Source organism: Streptomyces sp. NPDC006512 (genome assembly GCF_040611935.1).
In the GTDB taxonomy this organism is placed as follows: Bacteria; Actinomycetota; Actinomycetes; order Streptomycetales; family Streptomycetaceae; genus Streptomyces.
The window spans coordinates 12,815-29,542 of the sequence record NZ_JBEXPG010000033.1; the positions used below are offsets into that span (position 1 = coordinate 12,815).

Genomic DNA, 16,728 nt, shown 5'->3' on the forward strand with positions numbered 1-16,728 from the left:
AAGACGAGTGGGAGGAGGGCCTGCTGTGACCACGGCGCGAGGCCGCGCGGACGACGGCGCGGACGACGGGACCCGCGGGGCGGACGACGGGGCGTACGACCTGATCGCGATGGGGCGGATCGGGGTGGATCTCTACCCGCTGAAGACCGGTGTACCGCTCGCCGAGGCGGACACCTTCGGCAAGTTCCTCGGCGGCTCCCCGGCGAACGTCACCGTCGCCGCCTCCCGGCTGGGCAGGCGCACGGCACTGATCACCCGGACCGGGGCGGACCCCTTCGGGGCGTACCTGCGGTCCGAGCTGCGCGGCTTCGGCGTCGACGACCGGTGGGCGGGAGAGGTGGACCGGTACCCGACGCCCGTCACCTTCTGCGAGATCTTCCCGCCGGACCACTTCCCGCTGTACTTCTACCGGCTCCCGAAGGCCCCCGACCTGGAGATCGGGCCCGACGAGGTGGACCGGGACGCGGTGCGGGCCGCGCGGGTCTTCTGGATGACGGGTACGGGCCTCAGCGCGGAGCCGAGCCGCAGCGCCACTCTCGCCGCGCTGGAGGCCCGCTCGGAGCGCGCCCCCGGCCGGATCACGGTCTTCGACCTGGACTGGCGGCCGATGCTCTGGGAGGGGCCGCCGCAGCCCTGGTACGGGCGGGCGCTCGCGCTGGCGACCGTGGCCGTCGGCAACGCGGAGGAGTGCGAGATCGCCACCGGGGAGAGCGACCCGTACGCGGCCGCCCGCGCCCTGCTCGCCGCCGGGGTCGAGCTCGCGGTCGTCAAGCGGGGGCCGCTCGGCGTGCTGGCCGCCGACCGGAGCGGCGCGGTGGTGGAAGTGCCGCCCGTCCCGGTGGAGGTGGTGAACGGGCTGGGCGCCGGGGACGCCTTCGGAGGCGCCCTGGTCCACGGGCTGCTGGCGGGCTGGGACCTGGAACGGATCCTGCGCTACGCCAACGCGGCCGGGGCGATCGTCGCCTCGCGGCTGGCGTGTTCGACGGCGATGCCGTTCCCGCACGAGGTGGAGGAGGTGCTGGGACGTGCCGGTGGTGTCTGAGCGGGAGATGTCCTGGACGAGGCTGACCGTCCTCGACCTGGCGCCGGGGGAGGTGTACGCGCACGACTGCGGGGAGTCCGAGTGGATCGTGCTGCCGCTCGCGGGCGCGTGCGAGGTCCGCTGCCGGGCCCTGCCGGGATCCGCGCCCCGGCCGGCGGGCGAATCCCGGGGCCGGGGCGGCGGCCCCGAAGCGGAGCCGGAGGTCTTCGAACTGCGCGGGCGGCCGGGGGTGTTCGCCGCGGCCACCGACTTCGCGTACCTGCCCCGGGACGCGCACGCGGAGGTACGGTCGGCCGCCGGCGGACGGTTCGCGCTCGCCGGGGCGCGGTGCGAACGGCGCCTCCCCGCGCGCTACGGGCCGGCCGCCGGGGTTCCCGTCGAGCTGCGCGGCGCCGGGACGTGCTCCCGGCAGGTCAACAACTTCGCCGCCGCCGACGTCTTCCCCTGCGACCGGCTCATCGCCGTCGAGGTGCTCACCCCCGGCGGGAACTGGTCCTCGTACCCGCCCCACAAGCACGACGAGCACCACCCCGGCGAGGAATCCCGGCTGGAGGAGATCTACTGGTTCGAGATCGCCCCCCACGAGGGCGTCCCCGGGCTCGGCTACCAGCGTGTCAGCCCCTCCCCGGCGGGGAAGACCGACATCCTCACGGAGGTGCGGACGGGCGACACCGTCCTCATCCCGGACGGCTGGCACGGTCCCTCCATCGCCGCGCCCGGGCACGACATGTACTACCTGAACGTCATGGCGGGCCCGCCCGGACCCCGCGCGTGGCTGATCCGGGACCACCCCGACCACGGCTGGATCCGGGACACCTGGGCCGGGCAGGAGACCGACCCCCGGCTGCCCTTCTACCGCGCGGAGGACGCATGAGGCTCACCGTCGCCCAGGCACTCGTACGCTTCCTGGGCCGCCAGTACACCGAACGCGACGGCCGGCGCCGACGGTTGATCGCCGCCACCTGGGGGATCTTCGGGCACGGCAACGTCGCCGGGATCGGCCAGGCCCTGCTGGAGAGCGGTCCGCGGGCCATGCCGTTCCTCCAGGGCCGCAACGAGCAGGCCATGGTGCACGCCGCCGTCGGGTACGCCCGCCAGAGCGGGCGCCTGTCCGCGCACGCCGTGACCACGTCCATCGGGCCCGGCGCCACCAACCTCGTCACCGGCGCCGCCCTCGCCACGGTCAACCACCTCCCGGTCCTCCTGCTCCCCGGGGACGCCTTCGCGACCCGGCCCGCCGATCCGGTGCTCCAGCAGCTCGAAGTCCCCTACGCGGGCGACGTCTCCGTGAACGACGCCCTGCGGCCCGTCTCCCGCTACTTCGACCGGATCACCCGCCCCGAGGCGCTGGTCCCCGCCGCCCTCCAGGCGATGCGGGTGCTCACCGACCCCGCGCAGACCGGCGCCGTCACCCTCGCGCTGCCGCAGGACGTACAGGCGGAGGCCCACGACTGGCCCGAGGAGTTCTTCGCCGAGCGGGTGTGGCGGATCGGGGCGCCCCACCCGGACCCCGCGGAACTGGACGAGGCCCGGGCCGCCGTGCGCGCGGCCCGGCGGCCGCTGATCATCGCCGGGGGCGGTGTGCGCCACAGCGGAGCCCGGGACGCCCTGCGGGCCCTCGCCGGGGCGACGGGCATCCCCGTCGCCTCCACCCAGGCGGGCAAGGGCTCCCTGCCCTTCGACCACCCGGCGGACGTCGGAGGCGTCGGACACACCGGCACCGCCACCGCCAACGGCCTCGCCCGCACCGCCGACCTCGTCCTCGGCGTCGGCACCCGGTACACCGACTTCACCACCGCCTCGGCCACCCTGTTCCAGAACCCCGAGGTCCGGTTCCTGAACCTGAACGTCGCCGGGTTCGACGCGCACAAGATGGCCGGCTCGCCGTTGCTCGCCGACGCCCGGGCCGGACTGCGGGCGCTCGCCGAGGGCCTCCACGGCCACCGCGTGGACCCCGCGTACGAGGCGGCGTACACCGCCGCGAAGGCGGACTGGGAGGCCCGCGTCGACGCCGCCTACGCCGTGCCCGCCGCCGACGAGGACCGGCCGCCCACCCAGACCCAGGTACTCGGCCTCCTCGACGCCCTCGTGGACGGCACCGACATCCTCGTCAACGCCGCCGGATCGCTCCCCGGAGACCTCCACAAGCTGTGGCGGACCCGCTCCGGGGACCAGTACCACGTCGAGTACGGCTACTCCTGCATGGGCTACGAGATCCCCGCCGCGATCGGCGTGGCGCTGGCCGCGCCCGGCCGCCCGGTGTGGGCGCTCGTCGGGGACGGGACGTACCTGATGAACCCCACCGAGATCGTCACCGCCGTCCAGGAACGGATCCCGCTGCGGCTGGTGATCCTCGACAACCACGGCTACGCCTCCATCGGCGGCCTGTCCGGGGCCGTGGGCGGCGAGGGCTTCGGTACCGCGTACCGCTTCCGCGGGCCCGACGGCGCGTACGACGGCGCCCCCCTCCCGGTGGACCTCGCGGCGAACGCCGCCTCCCTCGGGATGGCCGTCATCCGCACCCACACCATCGGTGACCTGCGAAAAGCCCTGGCCGAGGCACGGGAAGCGGACCGTCCCACATGTGTCTACGCACAGACCCGAACACCCGACACTGTGTCGGGCCCACCCCCGGCACAGGCGTGGTGGGATGTTCCTGTGGCCGAGACCGCGACCCGTACGCCGGCGGCCCTGGCCCGTGAAGAGTACGACCGGCAAGCCGCGCAGCGACGTCGCCATCTGTGAAGGAGCAAGGCATGAAGACCGTCAACCACTGGATCGGTGGCAAGACCGTCGAGGGCGCGTCGGGCAACTACGGCCCGGTCACCGACCCGGCGACGGGCGAGGTCACCACGCAGGTCGCCCTCGCCTCGGCCGACGAGGTCGACGCGGCCGTACAGGTCGCCAAGGAGGCCTTCCTCAGCTGGGGCCAGTCCTCGCTGGCCGCCCGCACCAAGGTGCTGTTCGCGTACCGCGCCCTGCTGGACGCCAACCGCGACGCCATCGCCGAACTGATCACCGCCGAGCACGGCAAGGTCCACTCGGACGCGCTGGGCGAGGTCGCCCGCGGCCTGGAGATCGTCGAACTGGCCTGCGGGATCACCACGCAGCTCAAGGGCGAGCTCTCCACCTCCGTCTCCAACCGGGTGGACGTCTCCTCGATCCGCCAGCCCGTCGGCGTCGTCGCGGGCATCACCCCCTTCAACTTCCCGGCGATGGTGCCGATGTGGATGTTCCCGCTGGCCGTGGCCTGCGGAAACACCTTCATCCTCAAGCCGAGCGAGAAGGACCCCTCGGCCTCCAACAAGCTCGCCGAGCTGATGACCGAGGCCGGTCTGCCCGCGGGCGTCCTGAACGTCGTCCACGGCGACAAGACCGCCGTCGACGCGCTGCTCGCGCACCCCGACGTCGCGGCGGTCTCCTTCGTCGGCTCGACCCCGATCGCCCGCCACATCCACACCACCGCCTCCGCCAACGGCAAGCGCGTCCAGGCCCTGGGCGGCGCCAAGAACCACATGCTGGTGCTCCCCGACGCCGACCTGGACGCCGCCGCCGACGCGGCCGTCTCCGCCGCGTACGGCTCGGCCGGCGAGCGCTGCATGGCGATCTCCGCCGTCGTCGCCGTCGGGGCCATCGCCGACGAGCTCGTCGAGAAGATCCGCGAGCGCGCCGAGAAGATCAAGGTCGGCCCCGGCAACGACCCGACCTCCGAGATGGGCCCGCTGATCACCGCCGCCCACCGCGACAAGGTCGCCTCGTACGTGAAGGGCGCCGCCGCCCAGGGCGCGGACGTGGTCCTGGACGGCACCGGCTACACGGTCGAGGGCAACGAGAACGGCCACTGGATCGGCCTCTCCCTCCTCGACAACGTCAAGACCGACTCCGACGCCTACCGCGACGAGATCTTCGGCCCGGTGCTGTGCGTCCTGCGCACCGAGACCTACGAGGAGGGCGTCGCCCTCATCAACGCCTCCCCGTTCGGCAACGGCACCGCGATCTTCACCCGCGACGGCGGTGCCGCCCGCCGCTTCCAGCTGGAGATCCAGGCGGGCATGGTCGGCGTGAACGTGCCGATCCCGGTGCCGGTGGGCTACCACTCCTTCGGCGGCTGGAAGGACTCCCTCTTCGGGGACCACCACATCTACGGCAACGACGGCATCCACTTCTACACCCGCGGCAAGGTCGTCACGACCCGCTGGCCCGACCCGGCCGACGCCCCGGCCGGCGTCGACCTCGGCTTCCCCCGCAACCACTGAGCCCTGGCCGGCCCGTACCGCAGTCCCACCCGTACCGCAGTCCCACCCGTACCGCAGTTCCACCCCCGTACCGCAGCCCCACCCGTACCGCAGCCCCCCGGCCAACCCTCACCGGCCGGGGGGTCCTGCTGTCCCGGGCCCGCCCGGACCCGTCCGCGTACCGGTCAGCCGGCCGTCGCCAGGTCGGGGGCGGGGCTCGGCTGTCCCGGGTCCTCCTCGTCGCGGCGCCGACGGCGCAGCAGCCAGAAGGCGGCGCCCGCCCCCGCCAGCACCAGGACCCCGCCCGCCGCCGACCAGGGGACGGCCAGGAAGTCCGTACCGGCCTCGGACCGCAGGTCCGGATGCGCGGCCGCGTCCGCCGAGACCTTCACGTCCACCCAGTCCAGCTGCGGTGCGTCCTTCCACACCTCGGTCAGCTCCACCCGCCGGCCGGGCAGCAGGACCAGCCGGGTGTCCCGCGCCGGCCGGTCCAGCACCTCCCGCCCGAACAGGCCCCGCGCCGACACCGTCACCCGCGGCTCGACCACCACGTTGCCCCGGTTGACCAGCGTGTACGTCACGGTGGCGCGGGCGTCGTCGAACCAGGGCAGCACCGGGGCGCTGCGGCTGACCCGTACGTCCTCCACGCTCAGGCCCGCGGCCACCGGCCCCGGCACCCGGAAGTACAGGCGCGCGCCCACCGACCGCTTCACCCCGACCTGGACCTTGCCCTCCCGCTGCACGCCCTCGACGGCCGTGTTCAGGGCGACGATCCCGCCGACGTGGTCGCCCGGCGTCGCGTCCGCCGGCACCTTCACGGTGAACGGGACGTCCTTGCGGCCCTTCGGCGGGACGGTGACGGTCGTCGCCGCCTCGGGAGCCAGTACGGTCCACGCGCCCACGTCCTTGGGCTTCGCGTCGACGGGCAGCAGCGCGAAGGCGCCGCCCGACGGGGTGTTCATCGCGTCGGTGGCGAAGACCTGGAAGGTCAGCTCCTTGTCGGAGGAGTTCAGGATCGTCGCACTGTCGCTGACGGTGGTCCCCGCGGCGCCCTGGTGGAAGAAGTAGGCGCGGTCGGTCATCGCCGCACCGGCCGCGGGCGTGGGGAAGACGCCCCAGGTGCCGTTGTCCGCGGCCGTCGCGGTCGCCCCGGGGAGCAGCAGCGCGCACAGGCCGGTGAGCAGGAGGGGCAGCCAGGGGCTGCGGGGGGTGCGGATGCGCATGGGCGGATTTCTCCAGTCGCGGCGGAGAGCGGAGAGCGGGAAAGGGGTGGTGCGGCGCCGGAGCACCGCACCACCCCGGGGCCGGGGCCCGGTCAGGCGATCGAGAACGTCACGACCGACTGGTAGGTGTCGGCGAACATGAACGGCGGCAGCTGGAGCATCGCCGCGCCGCCCACGGCGAACTCGCCGCCGGTCAGCTCGTCACCGCCGGCCGCCTGCGAGGCGACCTTCATCGGGGTGTCGGTGATCGCGCCCGGGGCGCCCGCCGTGCAGGTGCTCGGGCTGTCCGGGTTGGTGACGGTGCAGGACGGCTGGATGCCGAGCTGCGCCTTCGCCATCGAGTGGCCGGTCGTCTGGTTCAGGAACGGCGTACGGGTCGCCGTCACGTCCCAGCCGAGGCTGCCGCCACGGAAGTCCTGGACGGTCGCGGCGTTGAACGCGCCGAACACCGACTGGGACTTTCCGTTGATGGTCACCGCGCCGAAGCTGACGGCCGGCTGGCCGTCCTTCGGGCCGAGGGCCAGCGGCCCGGGCAGTACCTCGACGTCCACCGGGTTCTTCACGCCCGCCTGCTCCTCGACGAACACGAACGGCTTGTACGGGGTCACCGCACCGTCGATCCTGATCGCGTCGGCCTTCTTGGTGACCGTGAGGTTGCAGGTGGCGGCACCGGACGCGTCCGCCGTCCCGGAACCGGTGTCACCGGTCACCGCGCCGCCCAGCAGCGCGGAACAGGCGACCGCTCCGGCCGGGAAGTTGGCGCCGGTGACGGTCACGGCGGTGCCCGCCGGTCCGCTGTTGGGTGTCACCTTCGTCGTGACCGGGTCCTTGGGCAGGGCCTCGACGGCGACCGAACCGACCGAAGCGCTGGGGCGCGGGTCCGGCGTACACGTCGTCGTGTAGATCGTGCCGCCCAGATCGGCGTCCGTGATCACCTGGTCGATGGTGATCTGGAGCGTCGAGCCCTCGGTGCCCTCGGGGACGGTGATGTTCCCGCTGAACGCCGGCGGGTCCGCCTTCTTGCCGGCTTCCTGGTGGCTCGGGACGGCCGGGCTGGTCACCGTCTGGGGGACCCCGCCGACTAGCAGCTTCATCTTGATGGTGTTGACCGTGTCGATGGTGAACATCGGGACGACGGGGGTCTCGCCCGGATCGATCGTGATCGGCACGGACTGACCGGCCTTGGCGGTGTCGGGCACCGTGACCGTGAAGTCCTGGGTGCCGTTGGCGCCCGGCTGGGGGGCGGGGGCGACGCACTTCACGGGAACGGGAGTGGTCTTGGTCGCGGCCTGCGCCGTCCCCGTCAGGGCCACGACGCCGCCCGTCAGGGCGAGGGAAAGGGCGCCCGCCCCGGCCAGAACTCTTCGTCGGAACGTTGTACTCACTGGGTCGCGACTCCTTCGTCAGACGAACCCCTCCCCCCACCCGCTGTGTGGGGGAGGTTGAGCCGGTGCGGAGGCCGTCATTGACGCGTCGCGGTGATGAGAAGTCAATGCATTGCTTTCGCCCGAAGCACCCACACATTGATGTCCCATCAGACCCGGTCTGATGGGACATCGGATACCGACTGGTCGGTGGCGGGTCCGAGCGGCGTCAGCGGCTCGTCGGGGTGTGCAGGAGCAGGTTCGCGGTCCCGGCGGGGAGACCCGTGATCCGGTCCGGGACGGCGTCGGCCAGCAGGGCCCGTCCCACCTGCTCGGGGGTGCGGGCCGTGCCGCCCGCCAGGAGCAGCGCGGCCGCGCCCGCCACGTGCGGGGCTGCCATGGAGGTGCCGGAGGCCCGCGCGAGGGCCGTCGGGGAGCCCTTCCACGCCGAGGTGACGGACACGCCGGGCGCCGAGAGGTCCACGCAGCGGCCGTGGTTGGAGAACGCGGGCCGCCGGTCGGCGGAGTCCGTGGCACCGACGGTGAGGGCCTGGGCCACGCCGGCGGGGGAGCCGGAGCAGGCGTCCTTGCCGGAGTTGCCGGCCGCCACGGTGAAGGTGATCCCGGAGGCCACGGCCCGGACGACCGCCGCGTCCATGGCGCGGCTGCGGCTGCCGCCCATGCTCATGTTGGCGACGGAGGGGCCCTTGGCGGCGTTCCGGGCGGCGTCCTTGAGCAGCCAGTCGAGACCGCGCAGGATCCCCGACAGCTTGCCGTCGCCCTGGCAGTCGGCGACCTTCACGCCCACGAGGGAGACCCCCTTCGCGACCCCGTACGTCGCCCCGCCCACGGTCGCCGCGACGTGCGTGCCGTGCCCGTTGCAGTCGCCGGCGCCGCCGAAGAACACCGCGTTGTAACCGGCCCGGGCCCGGCCCCCGAACTCCTGGTGGGCGGTGTTGATCCCGGTGTCGACGACGTACACCGTGACGCCCTCCGCCTTGCCGGCGTACGCGTACGAACCGTCGAGCGGGAGCTCGCGCTGGTCGATCCGGTCGAGGGGCCAGGGGGCGGAGGCCTGGGCGGTGACGGCGGTCGCGGCGCCGGTCGCCGGGAGGCCGGCGGGGGGCCCGGCCGGGGCGCCGCCTGGCGTGTCGGCCGGGGTGTCGGTGATGCGGAAGTCCGCGTCCGGTTCCACGGAGGCCACCCGGGGGTCGGCGGCGAGGGCGGCCGCGCGGGCGGCCGTCGTACGGACGGCGAAGCCGTTGAGGGCGGTGTCGTAGACGGACCCCACCCGGTCGCCGGCCTCGGCAGCCTCGGCGGCCAGGGCGCGGGTCGGGGCGCGGCGGGTGGCGTCCTTGAGGAGCACCACGTAGGAGGCGGTGGGGGCTTCGGCATCGGAGGCGGCGGGCGGCGGGAGCGCGGCGGCCGCCGCGAGGAGGGCGGCGGCCGGGAGGAGCGCGGTCAGTGCGGTCATGCCTCCGACGCTCCCGCCGGTGGGGGCGCGGCGCGCGGAGGGTGCGCCGAGTGGCCGCACGACACGCCGCCGCAAGGGTCCGGGGGTCGCCCTCGCCGGGCCCGCGGCCGGCCCTCGCCGGGCTCGGGGCGGGGCGGGTCGGGCGGGGTCCGGGGGAGGGGGAGCCCGGGTGGTCACGCCGGTCTGCGGCGGGAGGGGTCGGGAGGGGTCGGGTTGGGTCGGGGCGGGTCGGGGCAGACGGGTCGGGCTGGGTCGGTCGGGGTGTCAGCCCTGCTGGGCGAGGGGCCAGCCGCGCATGGTGAAGGTGCCCTCGTCCTCGGAGCCGGCTGCGGCGTAGGTGGCCAGCGCGGGCTCGTTGTCCGTGTCGACCCCCACCCACATGCCGTAGCAGCCGCGCCTCCTGGCTTCCGCCGCGAGGGCCTCGGTGAGGGCGCGGCCGATGCCGCTCCGCCGGTAGCCCTCGTCGACGGAGAGCTCGTACAGGCACATCTCGGTGCCCTTGTCCGGGTGGGTCATCTCGACGCCGGACACCATGCCGGCGGGCACCCCGTCCACGTACGCGATCAGCATCAGGTGCCCGGGGGAGCGCAGGAAGTCCTCGGACCACTCCTCGCGGGCGGGCCCGTCGAAGAGCCCCTCGGCGGCTCGCAGTTCGGCGGCGGTGGTGGCGGGGCGGATGTCCATGCCGGTCACGATACGGGCGGGGACCCGTGTGACCCTGCGGACATGACGGACTGGTGCGGGGAGTTCGGGGCGGCCCGGCGGGTGCGTCAGGGAGTGCGGACGGCCAGGGCTGCCGCGTACGCGGGCGGGGCCGGGAGGTCGCGGAGGGACCAGCCCGGGACGGGGGCGGGGGTGAGCGCGGTGCCCACGTACGGTTCGGCCAGTCCGAGGGCGAGGCCCGTACCGGTGGCCTTGAGGTAGGCCTCCTTGCGGGACCACAGCCGGGCCAGCGCCACCTGCCGGTCCGCCGCCGGGAGCGCCGTCAGTTCGGCCGTCTCCGCCGGATGCAGGGTGCCCATCACGTCACCGACCGCGCCGGCACTCGGCAGGCCCTCCACATCGACGCCGACCGGCACGCCGGCGAAGGCGAGGTAGGCCATGTCCGCGCTGTGCGACAGCGAGAAGTGCACCGCGCCCCCCGCCACGGCGGGCCGGCCGTGCGGCCCCCCGCAGCACGGGCAGTCCTCACGGACCAGCGCGACCTTCTCGGGCGCCAGGCCCAGGTAGCCGCCGAGCAGCACCCGCAGCCCGATGTGGGAGGCGAGGTAGCTGCGCCGGTCGTGCGGCCGCAGCAGCCGGGCCAGCCGGTCCCGTTCGGCCGCGTCCAGCAGCGCGGCGGCCTCGTCGGTCCGGTGGCCGCCGATCACCGCACGCGTGGTGTCCAGGGACCACACGACGGCGTCCGGCCCCGCGGGCAGCGTGCCGGTCCGCGGTATGCCGTCGCCGAGCTGGTTCACGTACTCGGTCATCTGAGCAGGGTAGACGAGGAGATCGCCGATCGGCGGCCCGGTTACCCTCGTCCCGGTTTCACAGTGACCGACTCCAGGGGGACACACCGTGCGCAGTGCCGTCGTGACGCCGGAAGGCGACCGGATCCGTTGGGCCGAACTGCCCGGGGAGGAACCGGTCCGCGTCTACGTGCACGGACTGGGCGCCACCTCGCCCGCCTACTTCGCCGCCACCGCCGCCCATCCGCTGCTCGCGGGCCGGCGGTCGCTGCTGGTCGACCTCCTGGGGCACGGGCACAGCGACCGGCCCGAGACGTTCTCCTACACGCTGGAGGCCCACGCCGACGCGCTGGCGGAGGCACTCACCGAAGCCCGCGCCGGGGAGGCCGAGGTGATCGCGCACAGCATGGGCGGATCGGTGGCCATCGTGCTGGCCGCCCGTCATCCCCATCTGGTCTCCCGCCTCGTCCTGGTCGACGCCAACCTGGACCCGCTGCCCCGGGTACCGGGCGCCGCGGGAAGCAGCGGCATCGCCTCCTACACGGAGGAGGAGTTCCTGTCCGGAGGCTGGGCCGAGGTGCGCGACCGGGCCGGTGCCCACTGGTGGTCGACCATGCGGCTGGCGGGCCGGACCGCCCTGCACCGCAGCGCCGTACACCTCGTGACCGGCACGACCCCCACCATGCGTGAGCTGCTGCTGGAGCTGAAGGTCCCGCGCGGTTTCCTCCACCCGGAGGCGGACGGATCCCCCGCCGGGACGGAGGCCCTGGAGGCCGCGGGAGTCACGGTCACGGCCGTACCGGCCTGCGGGCACAACATCATGCTGGACAACCCCGACGGCTTCGCCCACGCCACGGCCGCCGTCCTGCGGGGCGACACCGCCTGAGGCCTCCCGGCTACCGCCGCACGGCGGGCGTGGCGTTGACGCCGCCGGCGGCGCCCTCGGTCCGTATGCCCGGGGACGGGGTGCCGTCGGTCCAGGCGTAGACCCGCTTGCCGCGCACGGCCACCTGGTACTGGTGACGGCCCCGGCATTCGGGCCGCTCCTCCGCCCTGGTGTCACCCGGCCACCACCGGGCGTCCAGCCGGGGCCCACCCGCCGGCTTCGCGCCGCCGGCGGTGCACTGGGGTCCGTCGAGCGGGGTCCGGCCGAGGGTGAACCGGATCAGGCGGGCCTCCCCGGTCGTACGGGCCCGTATGCGTATGTTCTTGGCGTCCGCCGGTATCCAGGCGGGCAGGGCGAACGCGCGGTCGCCGCCTGCGGGCGCGTCGGCGGCGGTGGCGAAGCGTCGGCCCTTCTCGTGGAAGACCTGGTCGTCGAGGGCGTTGGTGAGCGGGTTGGGCGGCAGGTTCGGCAGGGCGAAGGCGGCCGTGGCCAGGACTCCCACGGCAGCGACGGCGATCACGAGCGGGCGGCGGTTCATACCTACCAGTGTTCGGGTCGGCGGCGTTTCGCGCGTCCCTCCACGGTACGAACTCCGGCTCTGCCGCAAGTCGTACACGCGGTCATACCCAAGAGGGGCGCGCCGGGCCCCACCAGTACCCGAGTCCCACCCGGCCCGCCGGCCCCCGCTGGTCGAACGGCCCGCCGGTCCCCGCAGGCCAGCCGTACCCCTCCCCGGTTCCCCGGTTCCCCGGTTCCCCGCGACCCCGGTCCGTCGTTCCGCGTTACAAGGCCGTACCCCGCTGCCCGTCCGGAGGACCGCCGTGCGTCGTCATCGCCCCACCGCCCGTCTCGCGTGCGCGCTGGCCGCTTGCCTGCTGGCCGCGGGAGCCCCCGCCCGGGCCGCCACCGTCCCGGCGGACAAACCGCTGGTCCTGGACAACTGGACGCGGACCAGCGCGGCGAGCCAGGACGCCTGGGTCACCGCGCGCGCCCACCGGCCGGCCTGGGAGGCGTACGGCTTCGACTGGTCGACGGACCAGTGCACGAGCTCCCCCGACAACCCGTTCGGCTTCCCCTTCGCGACGGCGTGCGCCCGCCACGACTTCGGCTACCGCAACCACAAGGCGGCGGGCAGCTTCCCCACGGTGAAGCGCCGGCTCGACGACGCCTTCCACGCGGACATGAAGCGGGTCTGCGCCCCCTACGCGCCCGCGCGGAAGGCCTCCTGCGAAGGCACGGCCTGGACCTACTACCAGGCGGTCATGGCCTTCGGGGTCCCCGAGGCGAGGTAGCGGACCACGAGCCCCGCAGGCGCCGGCCGCATCCCGCCGCGTCTTCAGGCCGCCAGGCCGTTGTCCCACACCCAGGCCGCGATCCCGACCCGGTTGCGCACGTCCAGCTTGCGCTGGATGTTTGCGATGTGGGTCTTGGCGGTGCCGGCGGAGATGAAGAGTTCGGTGCCGATCTCCGCGTTCGTCAGGCCCTTCGCCACCAGGCGCGCGATCTCCGTCTCGCGGTCCGTCAACGGCACCGTCACGGAAGCCGGGTCGGGCCCCGCCGGACCGCGCAGGTGCTTCAGCAGCCGGACGGTGACCGAGGGGCTGATCATGGTCTCACCCGCAACGGCGGCGCGTACCGCCTCGACGAGCAGGGCCGGGCCCGAACGCTTCAGCAGGAAGCCGCAGGCCCCGTTGCGGAGCGCGGTGTGCACGTACTCGTCGAGGTCGAAGGTGGTCACCACGACCACCCGCAGCGGATCGGAGACCTCGGGCCCGGCGAGTCTGCGGGTCACTTCCAGACCGTCCAGGCGCGGCATGCGGATGTCGGCGAGCACGACGTCCGGCCGCAGTTTCGCGGCGAGTTCGAGGGCCTTCACACCGTCCGGGGCTTCGCCGACGACCTCCATGTCCGGCTGGGAATCCAGGATCAGGCGGAATCCCGCGCGAACGGATTCCTGGTCGTCGGCGAGAAGTATGCGGATGGTCACGATCGGTACCGTATCCGCTGACGCGGCCACGCCGGTCTGACCCCCGAGGCCGCCGAACTCCGCCCGGCCGTCCGGGAAAACGCCCCCGGGCCGACCGGCCCCCGGCGACCGCGCGGAAGCAACGCCCCTGCCCCGAAGGGCCGGTGGCGCAGATCATCCGCCACGCCCCGCCCCGAGGCGCCGTACCGGGCCCTGGGGGGCGACGCCCACCCCAACCTGATGATCGTCTTCATCGGCGGGCTGCGACGCGCATCAGCGGATGCGGTCGGATCCGGAATCCCGAGTGCCCCGGCCCCGGCGCCCACAACGGCCTCTGACCCCACCCGCCAACAAAAGGGCGGCCCCGGGGACAAGCCGGGACCGCCCACATCCAGCCCGGAGAAAGCGGACTGGAGACCCCAATCATGACCCACACCACTGACTACCCGCGAGGCTCCCGCCGCGCGGCTTCACCGCCGAACCTTCAGACCGCACTCTGGCTCGCCGGGATCGGGCTGCCCGTCCTGCCCCTACGCGAGGGCAAGTTCCCCTTCGGGAACCGCCGAGCCTGCGCCAACTCGGCGTGCGGGGACCGGCTCCACATGAAGGCTGCTCGCCTGGATTTACGCGCGGCCGCGGGCGGCGCCGGCGGCTGCACGCCTTCTTCGCCACGATGTACTTCGCCGGAGCTCGGCCGGAGGAGATCGCGGCGCTCAAGGTCGCGGCGCTCAAGGTCGCGGACGTACGGCTGCCTGGTGCGGACGTGGCCGAGTGGACGGGCAACAGCGTTCCCGTGCTCCTGGCCACGTACGCACGAGGCAGCAACGGGCAGCTGGACGAGCTCAAGCAGCGGATCGAAAGCGCGGGGGAGCTGCCGGGTCCGGCTGTGCCAGGGGCTTGATTTTTCACCGCGTATTCTCCGCAGCGACCCGCAGGAACTCGGTGTCAGCCGGACACCGCCGGACTCTCCGGGTCCGCCGAGAGGGTGAATCCTGAGATCGCCCCGCCGCCGGAAAACGTCCCTGACCAGCAGAAAGACCCTCCCGCAGGAGGGTCTTCAGGTGAGTGCCCCCGGCAGGACTCGAACCTGCGGCCAAGTGCTTAGAAGGCACCTGCTCTATCCACTGAGCTACGGGGGCCGGTAGGTGGCCGTGGTGGCCTGGAGCCCCGTGGTGGGGGTGGGACTGCGGGCCGTGCCGGGTCAAGGATAGGGCTCCGGTTGCCTTGTCCCGGTTGCTTCACTCGCGTGCCACGATGTGGAGGTTCGGTGAAGCGGTCCCGATACTCGCAGGCAGGCGCGATTCTCGCATCGCTTTTGCGCCGCGTCGGCCTGGGTGTTGTGCACTCGTTATGCCTGCGTCCCACTCGTCCGCGGTGTCCATGATGTCCCGCTGGAGTCGCGGTCGGCGCGCAGAGGGCGTATAAGCTTCAAAAATGGTCCTAAATTGGGCATTCTTCGCATGTGGTGACCTTGGATGTACGGCCTCAGCTGCTCGATGCCCTGTCCGCCCTGCGCGACCGGGTCGCGTCCGTGCGTCTGCCGCTGCCCCTGCCCGGCGCCCCGCGCGCCCGCCAGACCAGAGCCGAGCTGCTCGCGCAGCTCGACGACTACCTCGTCCCCCGGCTGAAGGCGCCCGAGGCGCCCATGCTCGCCGTCATCGGCGGGTCGACCGGGGCCGGCAAGTCCACCCTCGTCAACTCCCTCGTCGGCCGGCAGGTCAGCGAAGCCGGCGTACTGCGCCCCACGACGCGCACACCCGTGCTCGTCTGCCATCCGGATGATCATCACTGGTTCGCCGGGATGCGGATCCTCCCCGACCTCATGCGCGTGTGGGCGCCGGAGGAGGACGACGACCTCGCCCCGCCCCCGAAGCGCAACGCCCTCCGCGCCCCGAACCGCCGCGTCTCCGCCCGCGAGCTGCGGATCGAGACCGTCACCACCCTCCCGCGCGGACTCGCCATCCTCGACGCCCCCGACATCGACTCCCTCGTCGTCGAGAACCGGACCCTCGCCGCCGAGCTCATCTGCGCAGCCGACGTCTGGGTCATGGTCACCACCGCCTCGCGGTACGCCGACGCCGTGCCCTGGCACCTCCTGCGCACCGCCAAGCAGTACAAGGCCACCCTCGTCACCGTCCTCGACCGGGTCCCGCACCAGGTCCTCGCCGAGGTCTCGCGCCAGTACGGGGCACTGCTCACCCGGGCCGGGCTGGGCGACGTACCGCGGTTCACGGTGCCCGAACTGCCCGAGTCGGCCGGCGGGGGCGGGCTGCTGCCGGCCAGTGCCGTAGCGCCGCTCCTCGCGTGGCTCAGCCACCACGCCCAGGACCCGGCCGCCCGCCAGTACGCCGTCGGACGCACCGCGCTGGGCGCGCTCGACTCCCTCGGGCGGCGGATGCCGGAGCTCGCCTCCGCCGTCGCCGCCCAGCACGCCGCCGCCGTACGGCTGACATCGGCCGTCGAAGACGCGTACAAGCGGGAGGGCAAGCGGGTCCGTACCCGCCTCGACCGGGGCGCCGTCCTTGCCGGGGACGCCCTCACCCGGTGGCGCGGCTACCCCCTCGACACCAGCGCCGACGAACTGCTGGACTCCCTCGCCGAATCCCTCGCCGCACTGCTCCAGTGCGCCGTCGCCGCCGCCGACGAGCGGATCGCCGAAGCCTGGCGGCGCGAACCGGCCGCCGGCGCGGTGTCCCTGCCCGCCCCCGACCGGGAGGCGGCGGAACGTATCGGCATGGCCGTACGGCGCTGGCGCCGCGTGCTGGAGGAACTCGCCGAGGAAGAGGTCGCCCGGCTCGACCGGCAGCCCTCGCCCGACCCCGACGGCGTCGCGGCCCTCCTCGTCGCCGCCCTCCTCGGCGGCAAGCGGGCCCGCCCGGCGGGGGAGAAGCTCGCCGAACGGATCGGCGTACAGGCCGCCGTCCGGCTGCGCGACCGCGGCGGCGAACTGGTCGGCGACCACCTCGACGAGGTGCTGCGCGCCGAACGCGACCGCCGCCTCGCCCCCATCGAAGCGCTCGAAGTGACCCCGGAACCCCAGGCCGAGCTGATCGCCGCGCTGTCCGTACTGCAGAAGGAGAGGTGACG

General features: G+C 73.7%; 14 protein-coding genes, 1 tRNA gene and 2 pseudogenes. 9 read left to right on the top strand and 8 right to left on the bottom strand.

All coding sequences use genetic code 11. From position 1 onward, the window contains the following. Nucleotides 1-109 precede the first annotated feature (109 nt). The 4 genes from iolC to ABZZ17_RS23035 are packed head-to-tail and all read left to right on the top strand — an operon-like array spanning nt 110 to nt 5,298. Nucleotides 110-1,042, top strand: coding sequence for a 5-dehydro-2-deoxygluconokinase (gene iolC / locus ABZZ17_RS23020; RefSeq protein WP_356878240.1), 933 nt, complete (start codon nt 110-112; stop codon nt 1,040-1,042). A 7-nt stretch (nt 1,043-1,049) separates the two neighbouring features. Next, on the top strand, nt 1,050-1,916 hold the full coding sequence (iolB, locus tag ABZZ17_RS23025; RefSeq protein ID WP_356878241.1) for a 5-deoxy-glucuronate isomerase: 867 nt from the start codon (nt 1,050-1,052) through the stop codon (nt 1,914-1,916). After that, nucleotides 1,913-3,787, top strand: a complete 1,875-nt coding sequence (iolD, locus tag ABZZ17_RS23030) for a 3D-(3,5/4)-trihydroxycyclohexane-1,2-dione acylhydrolase (decyclizing) (protein WP_356878182.1) — start codon at nt 1,913-1,915, stop codon at nt 3,785-3,787. Before iolB ends, iolD begins: the two co-directional genes overlap by 4 nt. A gap of 11 nt (nt 3,788-3,798) precedes the next feature. Then, on the top strand, nt 3,799-5,298 hold the full coding sequence (locus ABZZ17_RS23035) for a CoA-acylating methylmalonate-semialdehyde dehydrogenase (RefSeq protein ID WP_356878183.1): 1,500 nt from the start codon (nt 3,799-3,801) through the stop codon (nt 5,296-5,298). Nucleotides 5,299-5,462: 164 nt separating this feature from the next. Here ABZZ17_RS23035 and ABZZ17_RS23040 read toward each other — a convergent pair whose 3' ends face one another. From ABZZ17_RS23040 to ABZZ17_RS23060, 5 genes are all read right to left on the bottom strand, one after another. After that, on the bottom strand, nt 5,463-6,500 hold the full coding sequence (locus ABZZ17_RS23040; protein ID WP_356878184.1) for a DUF916 domain-containing protein: 1,038 nt from the start codon (nt 6,498-6,500) through the stop codon (nt 5,463-5,465). Between the two features lie 92 nt (nt 6,501-6,592). Continuing rightward, nucleotides 6,593-7,885 (bottom strand): hypothetical protein, encoded by a 1,293-nt coding sequence (locus tag ABZZ17_RS23045; protein WP_356878185.1) that lies wholly within the window; start codon nt 7,883-7,885, stop codon nt 6,593-6,595. A 208-nt stretch (nt 7,886-8,093) separates the two neighbouring features. Then, complete coding sequence (locus tag ABZZ17_RS23050) at nt 8,094-9,338, bottom strand: S8 family peptidase (RefSeq protein WP_356878186.1); 1,245 nt, start codon at nt 9,336-9,338, stop codon at nt 8,094-8,096. Between the two features lie 264 nt (nt 9,339-9,602). Beyond that, complete coding sequence (locus ABZZ17_RS23055) at nt 9,603-10,022, bottom strand: GNAT family N-acetyltransferase (protein WP_356878187.1); 420 nt, start codon at nt 10,020-10,022, stop codon at nt 9,603-9,605. A gap of 86 nt (nt 10,023-10,108) precedes the next feature. Next, nucleotides 10,109-10,810, bottom strand: a complete 702-nt coding sequence (locus ABZZ17_RS23060) for a 4'-phosphopantetheinyl transferase superfamily protein (protein WP_356878188.1) — start codon at nt 10,808-10,810, stop codon at nt 10,109-10,111. Nucleotides 10,811-10,898: 88 nt separating this feature from the next. Here ABZZ17_RS23060 and ABZZ17_RS23065 point away from each other — a divergent pair, with 88 nt between their 5' ends. Next, complete coding sequence (locus ABZZ17_RS23065) at nt 10,899-11,675, top strand: alpha/beta hydrolase (protein ID WP_356878189.1); 777 nt, start codon at nt 10,899-10,901, stop codon at nt 11,673-11,675. A gap of 10 nt (nt 11,676-11,685) precedes the next feature. On the opposite strand, the gene ABZZ17_RS23070 is transcribed toward ABZZ17_RS23065, so the two are convergent. After that, on the bottom strand, nt 11,686-12,213 hold the full coding sequence (locus ABZZ17_RS23070; RefSeq protein ID WP_356878190.1) for a hypothetical protein: 528 nt from the start codon (nt 12,211-12,213) through the stop codon (nt 11,686-11,688). 361 nt (nt 12,214-12,574) lie between these two features. Between ABZZ17_RS23070 and ABZZ17_RS23075 the strand changes: the two are divergent. Next, a pseudogene (locus ABZZ17_RS23075) lies at nt 12,575-12,967 on the top strand (phospholipase); the annotation flags it as partial. Nucleotides 12,968-13,011: 44 nt separating this feature from the next. Here the strand turns inward: ABZZ17_RS23075 and ABZZ17_RS23080 are convergent. Next, nucleotides 13,012-13,662: a response regulator transcription factor gene (locus ABZZ17_RS23080; RefSeq protein ID WP_356878191.1), complete on the bottom strand. Its 651-nt coding sequence runs from the start codon at nt 13,660-13,662 to the stop codon at nt 13,012-13,014. 404 nt (nt 13,663-14,066) lie between these two features. On the opposite strand from ABZZ17_RS23080, the pseudogene ABZZ17_RS23085 reads away from it, so the two are divergent. Next, nucleotides 14,067-14,252 (top strand): annotated as a pseudogene (locus ABZZ17_RS23085) (DNA primase); the annotation flags it as partial. A gap of 62 nt (nt 14,253-14,314) precedes the next feature. Continuing rightward, a complete protein-coding gene (locus ABZZ17_RS23090) occupies nt 14,315-14,542 on the top strand; it encodes a hypothetical protein (protein ID WP_356878245.1) in 228 nt (75 codons plus the stop codon). Between the two features lie 165 nt (nt 14,543-14,707). Here the strand turns inward: ABZZ17_RS23090 and ABZZ17_RS23095 are convergent. Further along, nucleotides 14,708-14,780, bottom strand: a tRNA-Arg gene (locus tag ABZZ17_RS23095). Nucleotides 14,781-15,112: 332 nt separating this feature from the next. Here ABZZ17_RS23095 and ABZZ17_RS23100 point away from each other — a divergent pair. Then, nucleotides 15,113-16,726: a dynamin family protein gene (locus ABZZ17_RS23100; protein ID WP_356878192.1), complete on the top strand. Its 1,614-nt coding sequence runs from the start codon at nt 15,113-15,115 to the stop codon at nt 16,724-16,726. Nucleotides 16,727-16,728: the final 2 nt, after the last annotated feature.

Coding starts and splice junctions, on each gene's coding strand:
- iolC (WP_356878240.1), top strand. CDS start 110: ATGGGGCGGATCGGGGTGGATCTCTACCCGCTGAAGACCGGTGTACCG.
- iolB (WP_356878241.1), top strand. CDS start 1,050: ATGTCCTGGACGAGGCTGACCGTCCTCGACCTGGCGCCGGGGGAGGTG.
- iolD (WP_356878182.1), top strand. CDS start 1,913: ATGAGGCTCACCGTCGCCCAGGCACTCGTACGCTTCCTGGGCCGCCAG.
- ABZZ17_RS23035 (WP_356878183.1), top strand. CDS start 3,799: ATGAAGACCGTCAACCACTGGATCGGTGGCAAGACCGTCGAGGGCGCG.
- ABZZ17_RS23040 (WP_356878184.1), bottom strand. CDS start 6,500: ATGCGCATCCGCACCCCCCGCAGCCCCTGGCTGCCCCTCCTGCTCACC.
- ABZZ17_RS23050 (WP_356878186.1), bottom strand. CDS start 9,338: ATGACCGCACTGACCGCGCTCCTCCCGGCCGCCGCCCTCCTCGCGGCG.
- ABZZ17_RS23055 (WP_356878187.1), bottom strand. CDS start 10,022: ATGGACATCCGCCCCGCCACCACCGCCGCCGAACTGCGAGCCGCCGAG.
- ABZZ17_RS23060 (WP_356878188.1), bottom strand. CDS start 10,810: ATGACCGAGTACGTGAACCAGCTCGGCGACGGCATACCGCGGACCGGC.
- ABZZ17_RS23070 (WP_356878190.1), bottom strand. CDS start 12,213: ATGAACCGCCGCCCGCTCGTGATCGCCGTCGCTGCCGTGGGAGTCCTG.
- ABZZ17_RS23090 (WP_356878245.1), top strand. CDS start 14,315: ATGTACTTCGCCGGAGCTCGGCCGGAGGAGATCGCGGCGCTCAAGGTC.